This is a genomic window from Variovorax sp. P5_A3 (genome assembly GCF_056400665.1).
Map to the genome: position 1 here is coordinate 34,720 of NZ_JBFUKW010000006.1, position 18,015 is coordinate 52,734.

16 protein-coding genes are annotated in these 18,015 nt (G+C 67.8%); 7 read left to right on the top strand and 9 right to left on the bottom strand.

Annotation, left to right across the window (positions count from 1 at the left end; all coding sequences use genetic code 11):
* Positions 1-4 precede the first annotated feature (4 nt).
* Genes AC1D3B_RS11085 through AC1D3B_RS11095 form a run of 3 tightly spaced genes read left to right on the top strand, consistent with a single transcriptional unit; the run spans position 5 to position 3,473 of the window.
* Positions 5-1,651, top strand: a complete 1,647-nt coding sequence (locus tag AC1D3B_RS11085) for a thiamine pyrophosphate-binding protein (RefSeq protein ID WP_478190714.1) — start codon at positions 5-7, stop codon at positions 1,649-1,651.
* Between the two features lie 21 nt (positions 1,652-1,672).
* Positions 1,673-2,164, top strand: a complete 492-nt coding sequence (locus tag AC1D3B_RS11090) for an aromatic-ring-hydroxylating dioxygenase subunit beta (protein WP_478190715.1) — start codon at positions 1,673-1,675, stop codon at positions 2,162-2,164.
* Between the two features lie 10 nt (positions 2,165-2,174).
* Positions 2,175-3,473 carry an aromatic ring-hydroxylating oxygenase subunit alpha gene (locus AC1D3B_RS11095; RefSeq protein WP_478190716.1) on the top strand — a complete coding sequence of 433 codons (1,299 nt, stop codon included), beginning with the start codon at positions 2,175-2,177 and terminating at the stop codon, positions 3,471-3,473.
* Positions 3,474-3,501: 28 nt separating this feature from the next.
* On the opposite strand, the gene AC1D3B_RS11100 is transcribed toward AC1D3B_RS11095, so the two are convergent.
* The 4 genes from AC1D3B_RS11100 to AC1D3B_RS11115 form a co-directional block, all read right to left on the bottom strand.
* Entirely contained in the window at positions 3,502-4,503 is a 1,002-nt protein-coding gene (locus AC1D3B_RS11100; RefSeq protein WP_478190717.1) for a Bug family tripartite tricarboxylate transporter substrate binding protein, read from the bottom strand.
* A gap of 72 nt (positions 4,504-4,575) precedes the next feature.
* Positions 4,576-5,349: an SDR family NAD(P)-dependent oxidoreductase gene (locus tag AC1D3B_RS11105; protein WP_478190718.1), complete on the bottom strand. Its 774-nt coding sequence runs from the start codon at positions 5,347-5,349 to the stop codon at positions 4,576-4,578.
* Positions 5,349-6,206: a TauD/TfdA dioxygenase family protein gene (locus tag AC1D3B_RS11110; RefSeq protein WP_478190719.1), complete on the bottom strand. Its 858-nt coding sequence runs from the start codon at positions 6,204-6,206 to the stop codon at positions 5,349-5,351. Before AC1D3B_RS11110 ends, AC1D3B_RS11105 begins: the two co-directional genes overlap by 1 nt.
* Before the next feature lie 31 nt (positions 6,207-6,237).
* Positions 6,238-7,830: a thiamine pyrophosphate-binding protein gene (locus AC1D3B_RS11115; protein WP_478190720.1), complete on the bottom strand. Its 1,593-nt coding sequence runs from the start codon at positions 7,828-7,830 to the stop codon at positions 6,238-6,240.
* 259 nt (positions 7,831-8,089) lie between these two features.
* Here AC1D3B_RS11115 and AC1D3B_RS11120 point away from each other — a divergent pair, with 259 nt between their 5' ends.
* Both AC1D3B_RS11120 and AC1D3B_RS11125 read left to right on the top strand, forming a co-directional pair.
* Positions 8,090-9,061 carry a tripartite tricarboxylate transporter substrate binding protein gene (locus AC1D3B_RS11120; protein ID WP_478190721.1) on the top strand — a complete coding sequence of 324 codons (972 nt, stop codon included), beginning with the start codon at positions 8,090-8,092 and terminating at the stop codon, positions 9,059-9,061.
* Positions 9,062-9,114: 53 nt separating this feature from the next.
* Complete coding sequence (locus AC1D3B_RS11125; RefSeq protein WP_478190722.1) at positions 9,115-9,885, top strand: glutaredoxin domain-containing protein; 771 nt, start codon at positions 9,115-9,117, stop codon at positions 9,883-9,885.
* Positions 9,886-9,904: 19 nt separating this feature from the next.
* Here AC1D3B_RS11125 and AC1D3B_RS11130 read toward each other — a convergent pair whose 3' ends face one another.
* On the bottom strand, positions 9,905-10,750 hold the full coding sequence (locus AC1D3B_RS11130) for an SDR family NAD(P)-dependent oxidoreductase (RefSeq protein WP_478190723.1): 846 nt from the start codon (positions 10,748-10,750) through the stop codon (positions 9,905-9,907).
* 86 nt (positions 10,751-10,836) lie between these two features.
* Between AC1D3B_RS11130 and AC1D3B_RS11135 the strand changes: the two genes are divergently transcribed.
* Together AC1D3B_RS11135 and AC1D3B_RS11140 are read left to right on the top strand one after the other, a co-directional pair.
* Entirely contained in the window at positions 10,837-11,361 is a 525-nt protein-coding gene (locus AC1D3B_RS11135) for an FAS1-like dehydratase domain-containing protein (RefSeq protein ID WP_478190724.1), read from the top strand.
* A complete protein-coding gene (locus AC1D3B_RS11140) occupies positions 11,358-11,837 on the top strand; it encodes a hotdog family protein (RefSeq protein WP_478190725.1) in 480 nt (159 codons plus the stop codon). The genes AC1D3B_RS11135 and AC1D3B_RS11140 overlap by 4 nt, the downstream gene beginning before the upstream one ends.
* Here AC1D3B_RS11140 and AC1D3B_RS11145 read toward each other — a convergent pair.
* The 4 genes from AC1D3B_RS11145 to AC1D3B_RS11160 are packed head-to-tail and all read right to left on the bottom strand — an operon-like array spanning position 11,810 to position 18,010.
* Positions 11,810-14,416 (bottom strand): CaiB/BaiF CoA transferase family protein, encoded by a 2,607-nt coding sequence (locus tag AC1D3B_RS11145; RefSeq protein WP_478190726.1) that lies wholly within the window; start codon positions 14,414-14,416, stop codon positions 11,810-11,812. The two genes, AC1D3B_RS11140 and AC1D3B_RS11145, sit on opposite strands and share 28 nt — an antisense overlap.
* A gap of 14 nt (positions 14,417-14,430) precedes the next feature.
* Positions 14,431-15,651, bottom strand: coding sequence for an acyl-CoA dehydrogenase family protein (locus tag AC1D3B_RS11150; protein ID WP_478190727.1), 1,221 nt, complete (start codon positions 15,649-15,651; stop codon positions 14,431-14,433).
* A 27-nt stretch (positions 15,652-15,678) separates the two neighbouring features.
* On the bottom strand, positions 15,679-17,028 hold the full coding sequence (locus tag AC1D3B_RS11155) for an MmgE/PrpD family protein (RefSeq protein ID WP_478190728.1): 1,350 nt from the start codon (positions 17,026-17,028) through the stop codon (positions 15,679-15,681).
* Positions 17,029-17,038: 10 nt separating this feature from the next.
* Complete coding sequence (locus AC1D3B_RS11160) at positions 17,039-18,010, bottom strand: hydroxymethylglutaryl-CoA lyase (protein ID WP_478190729.1); 972 nt, start codon at positions 18,008-18,010, stop codon at positions 17,039-17,041.
* Positions 18,011-18,015 lie beyond the last annotated feature (5 nt).

The window sequence follows — 18,015 nt, forward strand, 5'->3', positions numbered from 1 at the left end:
TGCGATGACAAGCCCTTCCCCGACCGGCACAGGCACCGGCGGCAAACTTTCAGGCGCAGAGGCGCTGGCGGCGCAGTTCAAGGCCCGTGGCGTGACGCACATCTACGGCGTGCCGGGCGGCGACTGCAGCCTCGACATCATTGCGGCGGCCGAGGCGATCGGCATCCGCTTCGTGCTTGCGCGCGGCGAGAACGCGGCCGCCATGATGGCCGCGGCCGCTTACCAGGTGACCGGCCGGCTCGGCGTCGTGCTGACCACGCGCGGGCCGGGACTGGCCAACGGCGTGAACGGCGTCGCCTGCGCCATGCTGGACCGTTGCGGCATCGTGATCATCAGCGACGGCTACGAGAACGAGCAGGCCTTCGTCAGCCACCAGCGCTTCGATCAGCAGCGCGTGCTGGAGCCGGTGGTGAAGGCCTCGCTGCGGGTCGACGCCCCGACGGCCCTGCCCGCCATCGGCGCGCTGCTCGACGTGGCGACAACGCGGCCCGCCGGCCCGGTGTACCTCGAAGTAACCGGCCAGGGCATGCGCAACAGCATTCCGGCGCTGTCATTCCCGATCGCGCCGGCCGTCGCGCCGCCCTTGCCCGGCGCGCCGGCGGCGGGCATCGAAGTCGCGCGCGAGCTGATGGCCGCCGCGCAGCGGCCCGTGATCATCGCCGGCTTGCAGACCCGCGAGCCGGGGGCGGCCGAAGCGCTGCGGGATCTCGCGGCCCGCTGGCAATGCCCCGTCTTCACGACGTACATGGGCAAGGGTTCGATCCCCGATGCCGACCCGTTGATGATGGGCCATTTCATGGCGGGCGGCGCGGAGGAAGAGACGATGAAGTCCGCCGACCTCATCCTGGCCTATGGCGCGGACCCGATCGAACTGCTGCCCAAGGCCTGGCGCTATGAAGGCGCCGTCATCGACGTCGGCACGCACGCCTTCGCGCGCAATCACTATGTGCCGAAGGTCTCGCTCATCGGCGACCTCGCGGATGCCGCACGGCAGCTCTCGGCCGCCTTGCCGCGCAGTCCATGGACGGGCCCGCAGTTGAAGGCCATCAAGGCCCACATGCGCGAACGTGCCAGCGCGTTGCAGGAGGGCGTTCTGACGCCCACGCTGCTGGCCCGGACGGCCTGCGGCATGCTGCCGCCGAACGCGCGCATTACCGTCGACGCGGGCGCGCACATGCTGCCGGTGCTCGCGTTCTTCGAAGCGCACCATCCGTACGACGTCCTGATCTCCCGCGGCCTCGCGACGATGGCCTATGCGTTGCCGTCGGCCATCGGCGCGGCCCTGTCGGAACCCGCCCGTCCGGTCATCGCCTTCACCGGCGACGGCGGCCTGATGATGTGCGCCGGCGAACTGGCGACGGCCGCGCAGGTGGGCTGCAAGCTGGTCGTCGTCGTCTTCAACGATTCCGCGATCGCGATGATCGGCGTCAAGCAGAAGCAGCGTGGCTTCGAACGCCAGGGAATGGACTATTCGCGCAGCGACTTCGCGCAGGTCGCGAAGGGTTTCGGCTGCGAAGGCTTCAGGGTCGACGAACCGGCCCAATTGGCGGCGACGCTGGAGAAGGCCTTCGCCTGCAACGGCCCTTGCGTGGTCGACGTGACCGTGAATCCCGATACCTACCACGCCCAGATCCGCTCCCTCCGCGGCTGAGCATGCGAGAGCGACATGGACATGAGCAACCTCCCTTCCTCCGTGGCCCCCGACCTGCGCGCCGAACTGCGCGACCTCTGCGACGACTACGCCGCGGCGCTCGACGATCTTGATTTCGAACGCTGGATCAGCTTCTTCACGACGAACTGTGTCTACCGGGTCGTTTCCCTCGAGAACTTCAAGGAGAAGCTGCCGCTGTCGACCATCGCCTGCCACGGTGCGGGTGCGCTGCGCGACCGTGCCGCCGCCATCCGCGAGACGGCGGTGTTCGAGCCGCGCACGTTGCGACGGATGGTCAGCGGTGTGCGTATCAACGCCACCGACGGCGACGAGATCGCGGCACAGGCGAGCTTCGTGGTGTTCGAGTCGCTGTCGGACCGCGAGCCCAATCTTTTCATGACCGGCCGCTATCTCGACCGGCTGGTCCGCGAGGACGGCCGGCTCAAGCTGCGCGAGCGTCTCTGCGTGTACGACAACTACCGCGTGCGCACTTCCCTTGTCTATCCCATCTGAGCAAACAAGCATGGACACAACTACCACGCTCCCTCCGGGTGTCTCCCGCGCCACGGTCGCCGCGCCTGTCTCTACGCTCGGGCTGCGCCGCTGGCCCGAAGATGCAGAGACCCACATCCCGGCCTGGATCTACTCCGACCCTGCGCTCTTCCAGCGCGAGATCGACGTGTTCTTCAACGGCGCGCACTGGAACTTCGTCGGCCTCGAATGCGAGGTGGACGCGCCCGGGGCCTACAAGCGCAGCTGGATCGGCACGCGGTCGGTCGTCATGGTGCGCGGCGAGGACGGTGCGATCAACGTTCTCGAAAACCGCTGCGCGCACCGCGGCTCGCAACTGTGCTGGGAGAGCAAGGGCGTGGTGAAGGACTTCACCTGTCCCTACCACCATTGGAGCTACGACCTCGAAGGCAACCTGCTCGGACTGCCCTTCCTGCGCGGTGCGATGGGCAAGGGCGGCATGCCGCGCGACTTCAAGAAGTCGGAGCACGGCCTTCGCAAACTGAGGGTGGCCAGCTTCAACGGCGTGGTCTGGGCGACCTTCTCGGACGAAGCCCCATCGCTCGAAGAGTATCTCGGCGAAGAGATCCTCGGACTGGTGGACCGCGCCACAGGGCGTGGAAAGAAGAAGCTGCGCCTGCTGGGCTACAACCGCCAGCTCCTGCCCAGCAACTGGAAGCTCTACCTCGAGAACAGCCGCGATCCCTATCACGCGACGCTGCTGCACAGCTTCTTCCTCACCTTCGGGCTTCTGCGCACCGACACCGCCTTCAAGGCGGTGCCGACACTCAAGGGGCGCCACGGGATCATGGCCTCCACGTATTCGGCGGCAACGGCGGGCCAACAGAACGAGGTGACCAAGCAGCTGGCGAATCTGAAGACCGACTTCGTCCTCGAAGACATGGAGCTCGTGAAGCCGGTCGACGAGATGGGCGACAGCTCGATGATCAACTTCTCGGTGATGCCGTCGATCTTCTTCCAGCAGCATGGAAACTCCCTGGCGCTCCGACACCTGATCCCGAAGTCGGCCTCGCAGACGGAGCTGTCGTGGACGCACTACGGGTTCGACGACGACGACGAGGACATGACGCGCCGCCGGCTCAAGCAGGCCAACCTGATGGGGCCGGCCGGCTATGTCGCGATCGACGACAGCGAGGTGCTGGCCAAGATGCAGCCGGTGGTCGAGGCTGCGCCCGAATCAGTGCAGTTCGTCTCGATGGGCGGCACCGAGCACCTTCCCATGGACACCATGATCACCGAGACGCTGATCCGGGGCTTCTACAGCTACTACCGGGAGCACATGGGTTTCTGAGGCGTGCAGGGCCCGGCTTCTCTGGCGGCTAGTCGGCCTTGAGGTTGGCGCCCAGGATCACCGCGCGCCACTTCTCCGTCTCGCTGTGGATGAACTTCGCGAAGTGCTCCGGGCCCAGCGGCGGCACGAAGGAGGCCATGGTGTCCGTCACGAGATTGCGGACTTCCTGCATCTGCATGATCGCGGTGAACTCGGCGACCAGCCGGTTGACGATGGGCTTCGGCGTCCCGCGCGGAACCAGGATGCCGACCCAGCCCGTCACTTCGAAGCCCGGCAGGCCGGATTCCGCAAGTGTCGGCACGTCCGGCAAGAGCAATGAGCGTTCTGCGCTCGTCACGGCGAGGGCGCGCACCCGGCCCGCCTTGGCAAGCGGAAGGCCCGACGCCATCGGCGTGATGCCGATCGGCACCACACCGGCCATCACGTCCGTGAGTCCCGGCGCCTCGCCGCGGTAGGCCACGTGCTGGAGTTGGACGCCCGCGCTGCGCGCGAGCAATTCGCCCGTGAGGTGCAGCGAAGTGCCGACCCCGTTGCCCGCGTAGGGCACCGGTTGCACCCTCGCGCGCTCGAGCAGTTCCTTCACCGTCCTGGGGCCGCTGTCGAGGTTGGCGACCACCAGGTTGGGATAGGCGACCAGCAGCGTGATCGGCACCAGGTCCTTTTCCGGATCGAAGGGCAAGGTGCGGTACAGGCTCGCATTCACCGCCATGGGGCCGATGTTTCCGAGCACCCAGGTGTAGCCGTCGGGCGGCGACTTGGCGACGAAGTCGGTGCCGACGTTGCCGCCCGCGCCGGACTTGTTCTCGATCACCACCGGCTGGCCGAGCCGCTCGCCGATCTTCTGCCCGACGTCGCGGGCAAGGATGTCCGACGTGCCGCCCGCCGCATAGGGAATGATCCAGCGGATCGGCCGCGTCGGCCATGGGCCCGAGGCCTGCGCGAAGGCCCGACCGGGTGCGGCCACTCCTGCGACGGCGACCGAGGCCGCGATCGCCGTCAGGGCGTCGCGACGCGATATGTTGGCGTCCATGGTGTCTCCTCTGTAATGACCTGTCGTGGTCGCCAGGTCCCGTTCGTGGCAAGAGCGCCGGCTACGTGCCTGTCACCCGGCCCGGCAGAGCCGACCGCCGTCCACCACCAGCATCTGGCCGGTCACGTACGAGGACATCGGCGAGCACAGGTAGAGCACGGCACCGACCACGTCCTCGGGCGTGCCCACCCGGCCGAGCGGCAAGCGGTCCGCGACTGCGCGCAACTTGTCGGGCGTGTCGAGCGAGGCGCGGTTGAAGTCAGTCAGGATCGTTCCTGGCGCCACGCCGTTGACGCGAATGCCGAGCGGCGCCAGCTCGACGGCGGCCGACACCGTGAGCTGCCGGATGCCGCCCTTGGTGACGTCGTAGGCAATCTCCGGAATCCGCGAGGCGACGAAGGCCGATGTCGAAGAGAAGGTCACGATCGATCCCCTGCCCTGCTTCGCCATGTGGCGTGCCGCCTCTTGCACCGAGAAGAAGGTGCCCTTGAGGTTGACGCGTGCGAGCGCGTCCCAGTCCTCCTCCTCGTGGTCGAAGAAGGGCTTGACCTTGAGGATGGCGGCAGCGCACACGATGATGTCCAGCGGCGCATCGACACTGCGGAAGAAGCTGCGAAGACGCGGGATGTCGGCAATGTCGAGGGCCTGTGCGCGCGCCCGGCCGCCCGCACGCTCGATCGCTTCGCAGGTCGCACCGGCGTTCGCTCCGTCGATGTCGGTCACGGTGACATGAGCGCCGCGCGCACCCAGCGCCAATGCGATCTCGCGACCCATGCCGCGGCCTGCGCCGGTCACCGCCGCGTTCATGCCGTCGAAGCGCAGGTCGCGCAGGGGATCGTTCGCCATCATCGCGCCAGCACGGTGGTGCGGTGCATGAGCCGGCGCTGCGGCAGTGCGTAATCCGCGATGGCCAGGTGCTGCGTCGAGGAGTTGTCCCAGATCAGCAGATCGCCCACGTTCCAGCGATGCCGGTAGGTGAACTCGGGCCGGATCGTGTGCTGCGTGAGCTTCTCGACCAGCGCATCGCTCTCCGCCTGCGCCATCCCGAGGACGTGCGTCGTGTAGCCGTCGTTGACATACAGCGCCTTGCGGCCGGTGATCGGATGCGGGCGGACCACCGGATGCACGACCTTCGGCACCTCGCGCTTCTGCTCTTCCGTGAGATCGGGACGCTTGGAACCCGCGGCCTGCATGCGCGCGTAGTGCTTGCCGAAGGAATGTTCCGAGGACAAGCCGGCGATCTGCCGCCGGGTCGATTCGTCGAGCGCTTCGTAGGCGGCGGTCAGGCTGGAGAACATCGTGTCGCCGTAGCTGCGGTCACCCTCCCGTGCCGGCACTTCGATCGAATACAGCAGCGAGCACCGGCAGGGATCCTTGATGTAGGAGGTGTCGGAATGCCAGAACAGCCCCGCATCGCCGATGCCGAGCGGCTGGCCCTCCTTGTCGAGGATGTTGGTGATCCGCAGGATCTGCGGATAGCCCGGAATCAGGAAAGGCTTGAGCACATGGTCCTGCAGCGGGCCGAAGCGCCGGCTCAGGTCGAGATGCCGCTGCTCGTCCAGATGCTGGTTGCGAAACAGCAGCAGGCCGCGCTCGTTGAAGGTGGACTCGATCGTGGCGAAGCTGTCGTCATCGAGATCCTTCGTAAGGTCGAAATCGACGATCTCGGCGCCGATCGCAGGCGCCAGCGGGCGGATGTTCATGGACTTGTCTCCTGGTCATTTTTTTGAGGGTTCAACCGCGCAGCGCCGCGAGCTGCGCCGTGTAGGCATGCGGATTGATCACCGCGTCGACGAGCACGGGACCGTCGTGCGCGAATGCGCGCTTCATCGTCGCGGCGAGGTCTTCGGGCCGCTCCACGCGCAGGCCCAGGCAGCCGAAGCCTTCGGCCACCTTGGCGAAGTTCGCCGGCGAGAAGTCGAGCCCCGCGCGCGCGAACTGACGCTGCCGCTGCTTGACCTCGATCAGCGTCAGGCTGGCGTCGTTGAAGACGATCACCACCAGCTTGCATCCGTACTGCACCGCGGTGCCGAGTTCGCCTGCGCACATCATCAGGCCGCCGTCGCCGGTGAACGCGATGACCGGGCGCAGCGGCTGCGCGAGCGCCGACCCGATGGCCGCGGGCAGCGCGAATGCCATGGTCGCCAGCCCGCGCGAGATCAGCGACTGGCGCGGCTCGGTCGCGTGCCAGGCGTGCAGGACGGGCAGCATGTGCGCGCCGGCGTCGAGCGTGATGCGCGCGCGCGGCGGCGCGGCCTCGATCACTGCGTCCACCAGGGCCTGCGGCGTCAGCGGGCCCTCGCCGGTGTCGGCCCGGGCGCGTCGCTTGATGTCCGCACGCGCCAGCGCCAGCGCCTCGGTGGGCCATTCGGTTCCTGAGACCACCGCGGCCGCGGCGTCGGCGGCGGCTGCGAGCGGACCGGTCAGGCTGAAATCGGGCTTGACGATGTTGCGAGGAAAGTCATGCGCGGTGAACTCGACGATGGGCCCTTCATAGAGCCACTTGTGCGCGGGGAACTCGATCGCATCGAGGCCATAGAGCACCACGAGGTCCGCCTGCGCGAGCAACGGCCCATCGGCTGCACCGGCGGTGTAGCAGCCGACGGCCAGCGGGTCGTCCGCGGACATGGTGCCCATGGACTTGTAGGTCTCCAGCACCGGGCAGTGCCATGCCTTCGACAGCCTGCGCAGCGCGGCCGAGGCGTCGTCACCGCTTGACTGCAGGCCGGCGATGATGAGCGGTCGCCTGGCCGATGCAAGCAGCTTCTTCATGCCGTCGGGGAGATCCGCGGCGGGCGACTGCGGCGCCGTAGACGCCGACGTCTCGCTCGTCACCTCTGCTGGCCTGCGAATCTCACCGCCGCGCATCTCGATGTAGACGGGGCCCGGCGGCTCCGCGCTCGCCAGGTCGAGCAGCGCATCGATGTCCTTGCCGGGGTCCGGCCCGCCGAGGCCGGAACTGCCCTTGACCAGCGGCTTCGCCATCGCGTGCTGGTCGTAGCGCTGGTGCGCCACATGGTCCAGTCGCGGATCGTAGCCATCGGCCAGCACGAGCAGCGGCGCGCGGTCCAGCGCAGCATAGGCAACGCCGTTCATGCCGTGCGCAAGGCCGGGTCCGCGGGTCACCATCAGAACGCCTGGCGCGCCGGTGAGCTCGGCCGTGACGCTGGCCATGATGCCCGCAGCCGACTCAGTGCGTGCGAGCACGAATTCGATGCCCGCTTTCGCGCAGGCGCTGATCAGGTCCAGGCTGCAATCGCCGCCCGGCACGCCAAAGATGCGCTTGACGCCCCGGGCAGCGAGACGCCGCGCCAGCACGTCGACCACGAGAACAGATTCGGCGGTCCCGGCGTCTGTTGGCTTGGAATCTTGAGTTAGCGTTAACATTGTAAGACGTGAAAAATGAGCGAAGGAGGGTCGGTCGTTGAGGGGGATGTGCGGGAATATAGGCACCACATCCAGCAATGTCAAACCGGACTGGCCCTCACTTGACACCCCGATTGCCTCTGCCTAGACTGCGTGGTTAGCGCTATCACAATGCGCCATCTCCGCTATTTCTCTATCGCAGGCGGCTGAACGGAATCCCATGCAACGACTCTTTCGCATTGCACTGCTGGCGCTGCTCTTCGCTTCCGCTACCTCTGGCGCCGTCGCAGACACCGCATACCCCACGAGACCGATCCGCATGCTCGTGCCCTTCCCGGCGGGTGGCAGCACGGACCCCGTGGCGCGCCTGCTCGCACAGAAGCTCAACGAGGCGTGGGGCCAGCCCGTGGTCGTTGACAACCGTCCGGGTGCCAACACCATCATCGGCACCGATGCACTGGCCAAGGCGGCGCCGGACGGCTACACGATCCTGCTCACGGCCAGCACGCACGTCATCAATTCGCTGCTGATGCCCAAGCTTCCCTATGACAGCGAGAAGGACTTCATCCCGGTCGCGACGCTTTACAAGAGTGAGTTCCTCCTGGTAGTCCATCCCTCGGTGCCGGCCGACACGCTGCGCGAACTGGTCACGCTGGCGAAAGCGCGGCCGGGGGCGATCAACTATGCGATCTCGGGCAGCGGCAACGCCAACCAGCTCGCCGGCGAGCTGTTCAACATCGTGGCGGGCGTCAAGCTGACCAGCGTGCCCTACAAGGGCGGAGGCCCGGCGATCAACGACCTCCTCGGCGGCCAGGTGCAGGCCATGTTTTCCGTGCCCGTGTCCGTGATCGGGCAGGTCAAGGCCGGCAAGCTCAAGGCGCTTGCCTACACCGGGGAATCCGCGCTCGCCACGCTGCCTCAGGTTCCGACCTTTGCGCAGGCCGGCTTGCCGGGCTTCGACATGAAGTCGTGGTGCGGCATCCTTGTGCCGGCTGGCACGCCCAAACCGATCGTCGACAAGCTCTCGGCCGAGATCGCGAAGATCCTGGCCATGCCTGATGTGAGGGCCAAACTGGAAGACCAGGGGCAGATCCCCTTCATCCAGGACAGTGACCAGTTCTCGGCCCTCATGCGCGCGGATCGCGACAAGTTCGAAAAGATCATCCGCACGGCCAACATCACCATCGAGTAGCCACGGTTGGCCCCTCCCCTCCCCCCGTCACGAACGATCTTCTGGAGATTCCCATGTCGCAAGATTCACCGCCGCCCGCGCACGTCAAGGTGTTCTGGCAACCCGGGTGCTCCTCGTGCCTGCGCACGAAGGAGTTCCTCACCAAGCAAGGCATCGAGTACGAGTCGATCAATGTGCTGGACGACCCGCAGGCACTTGCGGAACTGCGGCGTCTGGGTGCCCGCGGCCTGCCGGTGGTGTCGCTCGGCGACCGCTTCACGCTGTGCCAATCCTTCGGCGACGTGCTCGCGTTCCTCGACCTCAAGGTGCGTCTGAGCGACCCGCTTCCACCGGCGCAACTGTTCGACAAGCTGGACCTGATCCTGACCGCCGCGGCCCGCTACACGCGCCAGTTTCCAGAGGCACAGCTCAGGGAGACGTTCCGCAACCGCAACCGCACGAAGGGGGCGACCGCCTTCCACATCTTCCGGGTGGTCGAGATGGGGATCGACGCCGCCGAGGGCAAGGGATTGCACGTCGAAGGCTTCAGGGACGTGCCGCCCGCCGACTGGACCGGCCGCGACATCGCTGACTGGGGCATCAAGGTCCGCGACCGCGCGCTGGCCTGGTGGCAGGCGCAGGCCGATCGCGAGCTCAAGTACACGATCCAGACCTACTACGGCCGCCGTGCGCTTCACGACGTCCTCGACCGCACGACCTGGCACGCGGCGCAGCACACGCGCCAGCTGATCCTGATGCTGGAAAGCGGCGGCACGCAAGCAGATCGCCCACTCACCGCCGAAGACCTGCGCGGCCTGCCCGTGCCCGACGAGGTCTGGGGGTGAGCGCGCGGGGGAGCCGCGCTCAGGTCGCCCGTCCGGGCTCGGCGCGGTCCCAGGGCACGCCGCCCGAATAGGTCATGTAGCTCACGCTGCCGGCCCATCCTGCGTCGACCGGCAGCAGAACGCCCGTGATGACGCGCGCCTGCGCGGAGCAGAGAAAGGCGATCGCATCGGCGACATCCGCGGGCACCGGCAAGCGCCCGAGCGCATGCACCGACATGATCTTCGCGAGATCACGCTGCCCCGCGTCGATGCGTGCCTGCAGCTCCGGTGTCATCACGTAGGTGGGTGCGACGCTGTTGACCCGAATGTCATGGCGCCCGAGTTCGGCGGCGAGCAACTGCGTCAGTCGTGCGAGCGCGACCTTGCCCGGGTTGTAGGCCGGCAGCGGCAGGGGCAGAAGGCTGTTGATGGAGCCGACCGTCACGATGGCGCCCCCGGCCTTCCCGGCCACCATCTGGCGGCCGAAGCTGCGGCAGGCGTGCAGCGTGCCGTGGTAGTTGACGCGCCACATGCGGTCGTGCGCCGTCATGTCCATGTCCATGATCGATTCGGTGTTCGGGATCAGCGCCGCCGAGGTGACCAGGACGGACGCGCGCCCGAGTTCGCTCTCCACGCGCGCGGCCACCGATGCGACGACATCCGCATCGGCCACGTCGCAGTCGTAGAACCGCGCGGGCTGGCCGCGGGTGTCATTCAATGCACGGGCCAGGGCCTCGCCTTGGACGCGGTTCACATCCAGGATCGCCACCCGATGGCCATCGGCCGCGAAGCGGCGCGCAGCCGCCTCCCCGATTCCGCGCGCACCGCCGGTGACAACCACGACGCCGCGGTCCGCAAGAGGAGAAATGCTGGCCGTCTCGGTCATGTCGTCAAGTCACTCTCTGAAGGGATGGTCCTGGGTATGATAGCGGTAACCAACGTTCAATGGCATTTCACGCTGGAAGCGATTGCATGGGAATGATCACCGACGAAATGAGAGCCTACATCGGCGTCTGGAGCGAAGCCGAGGTCGCCTGCGATCCGGTCGAGCAAGGGGCCGTGCGCCGCTTCGCGCAGGCCATCATGGACGACGACCCGGCCTACGGCCCGGAGGCCGGCCCGGACAACCGCTACGGCGGCCCCGTCGCACCGCCGCTTTTCCCCAACCACATGCTGCGCCGCGCCTTCGGAACGCCCGACCTGATCCAGGAGAATGCGCGCGATCCCGACTTCGACGGTGTGGTGCCGGGCCCGGGCCTGCCGGCGATCCGGCCGCTGGCGCACCTGCCGGTGCTCAACGGCGGGTCGGAGTTCGAGTTCCTCCGCTATGCGCGCTTCGGCGAGACAGTCACACTGCGCCTGCGCTATGCCGACATCCAGGAGAAACCGTCGAGCAAGGGGCCGATGATCCTGGTCGTGATCGAGTCCGAGATCCGAACCGGGAGTGGCGAGTTGTTGCTGCGTGCCCGTCGCACGCTGTTGCGGAGGGTCATATGAACAGCACCACGCCGTTCTTCGACGACGTGCCGGTCGGACTGGAGCTCGCGCGGCTTTCCAAGGGACCGCTGACCACGATCCACCTCATGCGCTGGTCCGCGGCGATGGAGAACTGGCACCGCATTCACTACGATCGCCGTTTTGCGGTGGAGCACGACAAGCTGCCCGACCTGCTGATCAATGGCTCGTTCAAGCAGCAGTTCATGGTTCAGATGCTCAAGGACTGGGCCGGGCCCTCCGGCTGGGTCTGGAAGATCGGCTTCCAGTTTCGCGCGATGAACAAGGTCGGCGAGGCGCTCGAGATCTGGGGCCGCGTGAAGGGCAAGCGCGAGGTTTCGGGCTTCGGCCTCGTCGAGCTGGACATCGGCATCGTGAACGAACAGGGCCAGGAATCGACGCCCGGCACGGGCATCGTGGCCCTGCCGCTTCGCGGCGGGCCGCCCGTGCCCTACCCCTTCGTACCGCCCGAGGACTGAGAGGCACCGGTCGCGAGGCCCAGCTTCTCACGGTAGTCGGCATCCACGTCCCGCACGCTGCCCAGGCGTTGCAGTGCGGCCAGCCGCATCGAATCGATCGGCTTCGACGTGTTGGGCGTGTCGCACACGACCCTTGCCTCGATCAACGCCTCGGCCGCGCTCGCATCCATGCCCAGCAACCCGCAAAGGATGGCCCGGTTGTCTTCGCCGTAGGCGGGTGCAGGCTTGCGGATCCGGACATCGCGCTGCCGCAGCTTCCATGGCCGGCCCATGATCGGGCGCAGGCCCACGGGGTCCGGGTGGCGCACGCGCTCGTGGAAGCCGCGCGTTGCGAGGTGTTCGTCGAGTAGCACGTCGCGGTTGTCGAAGACCGGCCCACAGGCGATACCGCAGGACTGCAGCCAGCGCATGAGCTTGCGCGCGTCGTGTCTCTGCGCCCAACTGCCCACCAAGGCGTTCACGGCGTCGCGATGCTCGCGGCGCCCAGCGGCCCTGGCGAAACGCGGATCCAGCGGGATGCGGTCAGCCGCCATCAAGGCGCACAGCGCGTGCCACTGCGCGTCGCTCTCGACCGTGATCGCCACCCAGCGGTCGTCACCCTGCGCGCGGAACACGTTGCTCGGTACGTGTTCCGGATGCTCGTTGCCCATTCGCTCCAGATCGCGTCCGTCGATCTGCACCTGTAGCAGCGGCTCGGGGATCAGCGCCGCGCCCACCTGGTACATGCCCAGATCGATATGCTGACCTTCGCCGCTGCGATGCAGGTGATGGAGCGCCGCGAAGATGGCGCCCAGGCCGGCCCAGCAGGCAAGGAAATCCGGATACGACTGGCCGGCTTTCCAAGGTTTGTCGCCGCGGTAGCCGGTGTAGGCCGCGATGCCCATCGTGGCTTCGAGCGTCGTGCCCTGGCTCGGGAAGCCGCTCCAGGGGCCGGTGCCGCCGTAGCCCGTGTTGGACAGCATGATCAGCGAGGGCCGGATCCTTCGCAATTCGTCATAGTGAAGGTTCCAGGACTTCATGACGCGCGGCGTGTAGTTCTCCAGCACGATGTCGCTCTGCGCCACGAGGGCGCGAAAGACTTCGCGCCCCTCGGGCCGGGACATGTCGATCACGATGGAGCGCTTGCCCCGATTGAGCACCTGGAAGATGCCCGAGCGATCGATCGCGCCCTCGCCGGTGTCGTCGTCGAGGTAGGTGGTGAACACGCCCTTGCGTGTCTGGTCCAGCTTGTGCGGCGCCTCGATCTTGATGACCTCGGCGCCCAGGTCGGCAAGGAGGCCGGCCATGTAGGGGACGGCGACTACCGTGGAGAGATCGAGGACGCGCATGCCCTCCAGCGGCAGCCTCGGCCGGACACCGCGCACGGGCGTGGCGTCGGCGCGCGGGGCGTGCGTTGCAGCAGGCTCGGCCAGCACTTCGGCCGTGTGCTCGCCCAGCAGCGGTGAGCGGCGGCGAATGGAGGTCGGCGTGGCCGACAGCCGCGCCAGTTGACGCGGAAAGCGAAAGCTGCCGGTGGCCGGATGCGTCAGTTCGATCCAGAAGTCGCGGGCCGCGAGCTGTTCGCAGGCCAGGAGATCCTGTGCCGTCTGCACCACGCCCAGCAGCAGCCTGCGGCGCGAGCCGTCCAGGAAGATCTCCTTGGCCTCGCGGTTGCTCACGCTGCGTTCCACCTCGGCGCGCACCTCGTCGACGTGCTGTGCGCGCTGGGCATTGCTCGCGTACCGGGGGTCGCGAAACGCTTCGTTGCGGAACAGATCGGCATAGGCCTCCAGCGGCGTCGGTCCGCCGAACTGGATCGCGACCCAGCCGCGGCGCGTCGGGATCGGCCCGCCCGCGAAAGGGTCCTGAACCGCGAGGCGCCTCCCTTGCACGGCGCCCATGAACGAGTAGTAGCTCTCGCACATCACGAGTTCGGACGCCAGGCATTCGTGAATCGACAGGTCCACGTGGTCCCCGATGCCGTCGCGCATCGCGGCGAAATGGGCCGCCAGCGTTGCGTAGGCCGCGTTGAGGCCAGCACAGAAGTACGCCTGCGAGAGCCCGTGCTTGAGCGGCTCGCGATCGGCCTGCCCGCTGATCTGCATGATCCCGCTCATCGCCTGGTGCACGAGATCGCTGCCCCGGTAGCCGGCATAGGGTCCGGCCTGCCCGAAGTCCGTCACGGAGGTGATCACCAGTCGTGGATTCCACGCGAGCAACGTTTCCGGCGCAAGGCCCCAGGCGGCGAGTTGGCCCGGGGAGAAGCTCTCGACGACGATGTCGCTGGCTCGCACCAGGCCCTCGAAGCGGGCGCGGTCGTCGTCGCCGGAAAGATCGAGCACGATGCCGCGCTTGTTCCAGTTCAGGTACTGGAACGTCAGGCTGCCCTCGCCGGGCGGAGCGCCACTGACCAGCGGCGGCAGGTGCCGCGCCGGGTCACCGCCCGGCGGCTCGATCTTGGTGACCTCGGCGCCGTAGTCTCCGAGCAGTCGGGCCGCGAAAGACCCTGCGATGCCTTCGCTCAGATCCAGCACGCACACACCCTCGAGTGCGCGAGGCGTTGCGACCGGTCCGCCGGGTGGCGCTGCGGTATCGGACATCGGGACCGCCTCCCTCAGCCCTTGAGCAGCTTGCGCGCGATCAGGATGCGCTGGATTTCGCTGGCGCCGCCGCCGATCTGCGCGTGGCGCAGGTAGCGGTAGAAGATGGTGAGCGGCAGATCGAGCGACTCGCCCATCGCGCCGTGCACCTGGATGGCATGGTCGACGCAGCGCGCGCCCCACTCGGTAGCGCAGAACTTGACCAGCGCGGCCTCGGCCCGCACGTCCTCGCCGGTGTCGGCGCGCGCCGCCATCTCGTAGGTCATCGAGCGCAGGGCCTGGATGTCGATGTGCATGTCCACCAGCTTCCACTGGATGGCCTGGCGCTCCGACAGCGGCTTGCCGAAAGTCACGCGCTGCTTGGCCCATTCGATGGACATGTCGAGCGAGCGCTGCATCTTGCCGAGGGCGTAGGGGCCGCGCAGCAGGCGGTCGTGGATGGTCAGCCAGCGCTGGCCGAGCGTGAAGCCCTGGCCGACCTCGCCCAGCACGTCCTCGTCGGGCACTTCGCAGTCGTCGAAGTGCACGACGTACTGCGTCGGGTTGGGCCCGAGCCATGTCCGCAGTCCGGGCTCTTCGACACGGAGGCCCGGGTTCTTGCGATCGATGAGGAACATGGTGATGCCGCCGCGCTGGCGCTTGGCGGGGTCGGTCACCGCCTGCACCATGAGGAAGTCGCAGCCGGCGGCGTTGGAGATCCACATCTTGGTGCCGTTGAGCACCCAGCGTCCCTCCTTGCGCACGGCGCGCGTCTGCATCATGCCGCCGGGGTCGGAGCCCGCGTTGGGCTCGGTCTGTCCAAAGGCCGTGGTCTTGGTGCCTTCGATCACGGGGCGCAGGAAGCGCTCGATCTGGTCGCCCTTGCATTCGTAGAGGATGTTGGCCACGTTGGCCACGTTGGCCATCGGCAGCGGGATCGGCGAATACATGAGCTGCTCGAGGATCGCGACCTGCGCCAGCATCGACAGGCCCATGCCGCCGTAGGCCTCGGGCACCATGAGGTACCACAGGCCGGTGTCGCGCGAAATCTTGAGCAGCCGGTCGGCCACTTCGGGCGAGAACACGGCACGCACCATCGGAAGCTCGCGCATGCCATAGGCGTGCTTGGGGCTTGCGAGGAACTCCTGTTCGAGCGGCAGCAGCTCTTCGCGCACGATGCGCCGCGCGACATCGCAGAATTCGACGATGTCGGGAGGCAGGGTGTAGGCGGGGGAATCGGTGGACGTCGTGTGCATCGGGTCTGTGCGAGTGGGTTGTCGGGGTCAGGCCGCGCCTCGCCGATAGAGCTCGGCGGTGCTCTCCAGGGAGTCGATCGCCATCAGCGCGTCGAACAGGGGGCGCGCCGGCGCGTTCAAGCCGCCGATGGCGAGGCAGCTCTCGACCTTGTCGAAGAACTCGCCCGGCAGGAGCGGACGCTCGGCGCCGCCGCGCACGTAGTCGACCGCACGGCAGAAGCGCTTGCCGCGCACGGTATCGATCGACACGCTGTCTTCCGGGGCCTCGCCGGGGCGGGTTGCGTCTTCGCGGTCGTCTGGCAGCACCTCGACGCGGCGCATCAGCTGCTGCACCTCGTCGCGCCGCACGAAGTCATCGTCGAGTTCACGCAGTCCGGCGCGCCGCGCGACCAATGCCGCGGCCATCGCGAAGTGCATGCTGAACCGCGCCTCGAGCGCTGTTTGCGGCTGCTCGTAGCGCAGTGTCGATTTGTTGCGCCGGCTGGTGCTCACGATGACACGCGCCACCTCGGACGGCTCGAGCGGATGTTCGGCCAGCAGCCCGAGCATGGCGTCGAGCGCGCGGTGCGTGGCGAAGCAGGCGGGGTACTTCTTGATGTTGAGCCCTCCTCGCGGGAGCTTCCAGTCGCGCCCGGCTTGGACCGGCGCCTGCAGGTCCACGCGGCCTGCGGGCGATATGCCGGCCATGAGCCCCTTGGGATGCTCAAGCGCTTCGTTCGACGCGGTGACCCCGGCCTCCGCGAGCCGCGCCGCGAGCACACCGGCATGGGCGGCATTGCCCGCATGCAGCGGCTTGGTCATGCTGCCGAAGTTCACGACCAGCCCGGCGCTCCGGGAGGCAGCGATCGCGAGCGCGTGGGCGGCACGGCCCGCGTCGAGCCCGCGCAGCGAGACGCAGGCCGCCGCGGCCGCGACGGGCCCGAGGACACCCGTCGGGTGCCAGCTGTGGTTGTGATAGTGATCCGGCTCGCGTCGAACGAGTTCGGCCCAGGTCTCGTAGCCGGCGGCGTACGCGGTGGCCATCTGTCTTCCATTGACGCCCAACGCGTCGGCCTCGGCAAGGATCGAAGGCACGAGCACCACGCTCGGATGGCCGCGCTGCGCAGCGTCGTCGAAGTCGAGCGCGTGCGCCGCCGTGGCGTTGAGCCATGCAGCCTCGGCCGGGCGGGCAGTGCCCCGGTCGAAGAACAGCCGGCTTTCGCCGGGCGCTGGTGCGAGCGCGGCTCGCAGCTTCTGCGCGACTGGCTCGTTGCGGCCGGCGATCAATGTTCCGACACAGTCCGTGAAGCCGATGCGCACGAAGGCCAGTGCCTCGGGCGGTACGTCGGCGTAGCGCAGGCCGGCACAGAAGGCTGCGAGTTCCGAGGTCAGCGGCATCCGCAGCGCCTCAGGCGACCGCCTGGCCGGCGATCCTGCGGCGCAGTGCGCGCAGGCTGCCGCCGGTCTTCACCGCGCCCGGCAGCGGGTGCCCCACGATGTCCTCGGCCAGCCGGGCCGTTTCCAGCAACGCTTCGAGATCGACGCCGGACTCGATGCCCATCTCCTCGCACATGAACACGAGATCCTCTGTGCATACGTTGCCTGCTGCGCCGCTGTGCGCGGCGAACGGGCAGCCGCCGAGACCGCCGACGGCCGCATCGAACAACGCCACGCCCATCTCGAGCCCGGCGTAGGCGTTGGCGATGCCCATGCCCCGGGTGTCGTGCAGGTGCAGGCTCAGCGCCAAGTCCGGGTAGGCCTCGCGCACCGCGCCCACCACGCGCCGGATCGACAGCGGCGTGGCCCAGGCCATCGTGTCGGCAAGCGAAAGGACCTTGATCGCGAACCCGTGCTCCGCGGCCACCCCCAGCATCTGCCCGGCCTGGGCGATCACGGTGGCGACCGGGATGTCGCCCTCGAAGTTGCAGCCGAACGCGGCGGCGATCGACATGCGCTCCACAGGCACCTCGCGCCGCTGGTACATGGCCGCGATCGCGCGCATGGCCTCGAGGTTCTCGGCCATGCTGCGCTTCTGGTTACGGCGCAGGAAGGTCTCCGAGGCAGTCAGGTTCAGGAGGCCCTTGATGTCGAGCCGCTCGGTCGCGATCGCGCGCTCGAGGCCACGCTCGTTGAGCCACAGCGCGGTGTAGGTCACGCCGGGAAACCGACGGAATCCCATGACCACGTCCTCGGCATCGGCCATGCCCGGCACGTTGTTCGCGGGCACGAAGCTCACCACCTGGATCTGCGTGAGGCCCGTCTGCGACAGGCTGTCGATGAGCTCGATCTTGCGCGCGGTGGGGATGTGGCCCTTCTCGAACTGGAAGCCCTCGCGCGGTCCTTCCTCCTTGATCGAGATGCGGTTCGGAAAGTCTGACATGCACC

Excerpts from the sequence above, each read along its gene's own strand:
- AC1D3B_RS11085 (WP_478190714.1), top strand. The coding sequence starts at position 5 with ATGACAAGCCCTTCCCCGACCGGCACAGGCACCGGCGGCAAACTTTCA.
- AC1D3B_RS11090 (WP_478190715.1), top strand. The coding sequence starts at position 1,673 with ATGAGCAACCTCCCTTCCTCCGTGGCCCCCGACCTGCGCGCCGAACTG.
- AC1D3B_RS11095 (WP_478190716.1), top strand. The coding sequence starts at position 2,175 with ATGGACACAACTACCACGCTCCCTCCGGGTGTCTCCCGCGCCACGGTC.
- AC1D3B_RS11100 (WP_478190717.1), bottom strand. The coding sequence starts at position 4,503 with ATGGACGCCAACATATCGCGTCGCGACGCCCTGACGGCGATCGCGGCC.
- AC1D3B_RS11105 (WP_478190718.1), bottom strand. The coding sequence starts at position 5,349 with ATGGCGAACGATCCCCTGCGCGACCTGCGCTTCGACGGCATGAACGCG.
- AC1D3B_RS11110 (WP_478190719.1), bottom strand. The coding sequence starts at position 6,206 with ATGAACATCCGCCCGCTGGCGCCTGCGATCGGCGCCGAGATCGTCGAT.
- AC1D3B_RS11120 (WP_478190721.1), top strand. The coding sequence starts at position 8,090 with ATGCAACGACTCTTTCGCATTGCACTGCTGGCGCTGCTCTTCGCTTCC.
- AC1D3B_RS11125 (WP_478190722.1), top strand. The coding sequence starts at position 9,115 with ATGTCGCAAGATTCACCGCCGCCCGCGCACGTCAAGGTGTTCTGGCAA.
- AC1D3B_RS11130 (WP_478190723.1), bottom strand. The coding sequence starts at position 10,750 with ATGACCGAGACGGCCAGCATTTCTCCTCTTGCGGACCGCGGCGTCGTG.
- AC1D3B_RS11135 (WP_478190724.1), top strand. The coding sequence starts at position 10,837 with ATGGGAATGATCACCGACGAAATGAGAGCCTACATCGGCGTCTGGAGC.
- AC1D3B_RS11140 (WP_478190725.1), top strand. The coding sequence starts at position 11,358 with ATGAACAGCACCACGCCGTTCTTCGACGACGTGCCGGTCGGACTGGAG.
- AC1D3B_RS11145 (WP_478190726.1), bottom strand. The coding sequence starts at position 14,416 with ATGTCCGATACCGCAGCGCCACCCGGCGGACCGGTCGCAACGCCTCGC.
- AC1D3B_RS11150 (WP_478190727.1), bottom strand. The coding sequence starts at position 15,651 with ATGCACACGACGTCCACCGATTCCCCCGCCTACACCCTGCCTCCCGAC.
- AC1D3B_RS11155 (WP_478190728.1), bottom strand. The coding sequence starts at position 17,028 with ATGCCGCTGACCTCGGAACTCGCAGCCTTCTGTGCCGGCCTGCGCTAC.
- AC1D3B_RS11160 (WP_478190729.1), bottom strand. The coding sequence starts at position 18,010 with ATGTCAGACTTTCCGAACCGCATCTCGATCAAGGAGGAAGGACCGCGC.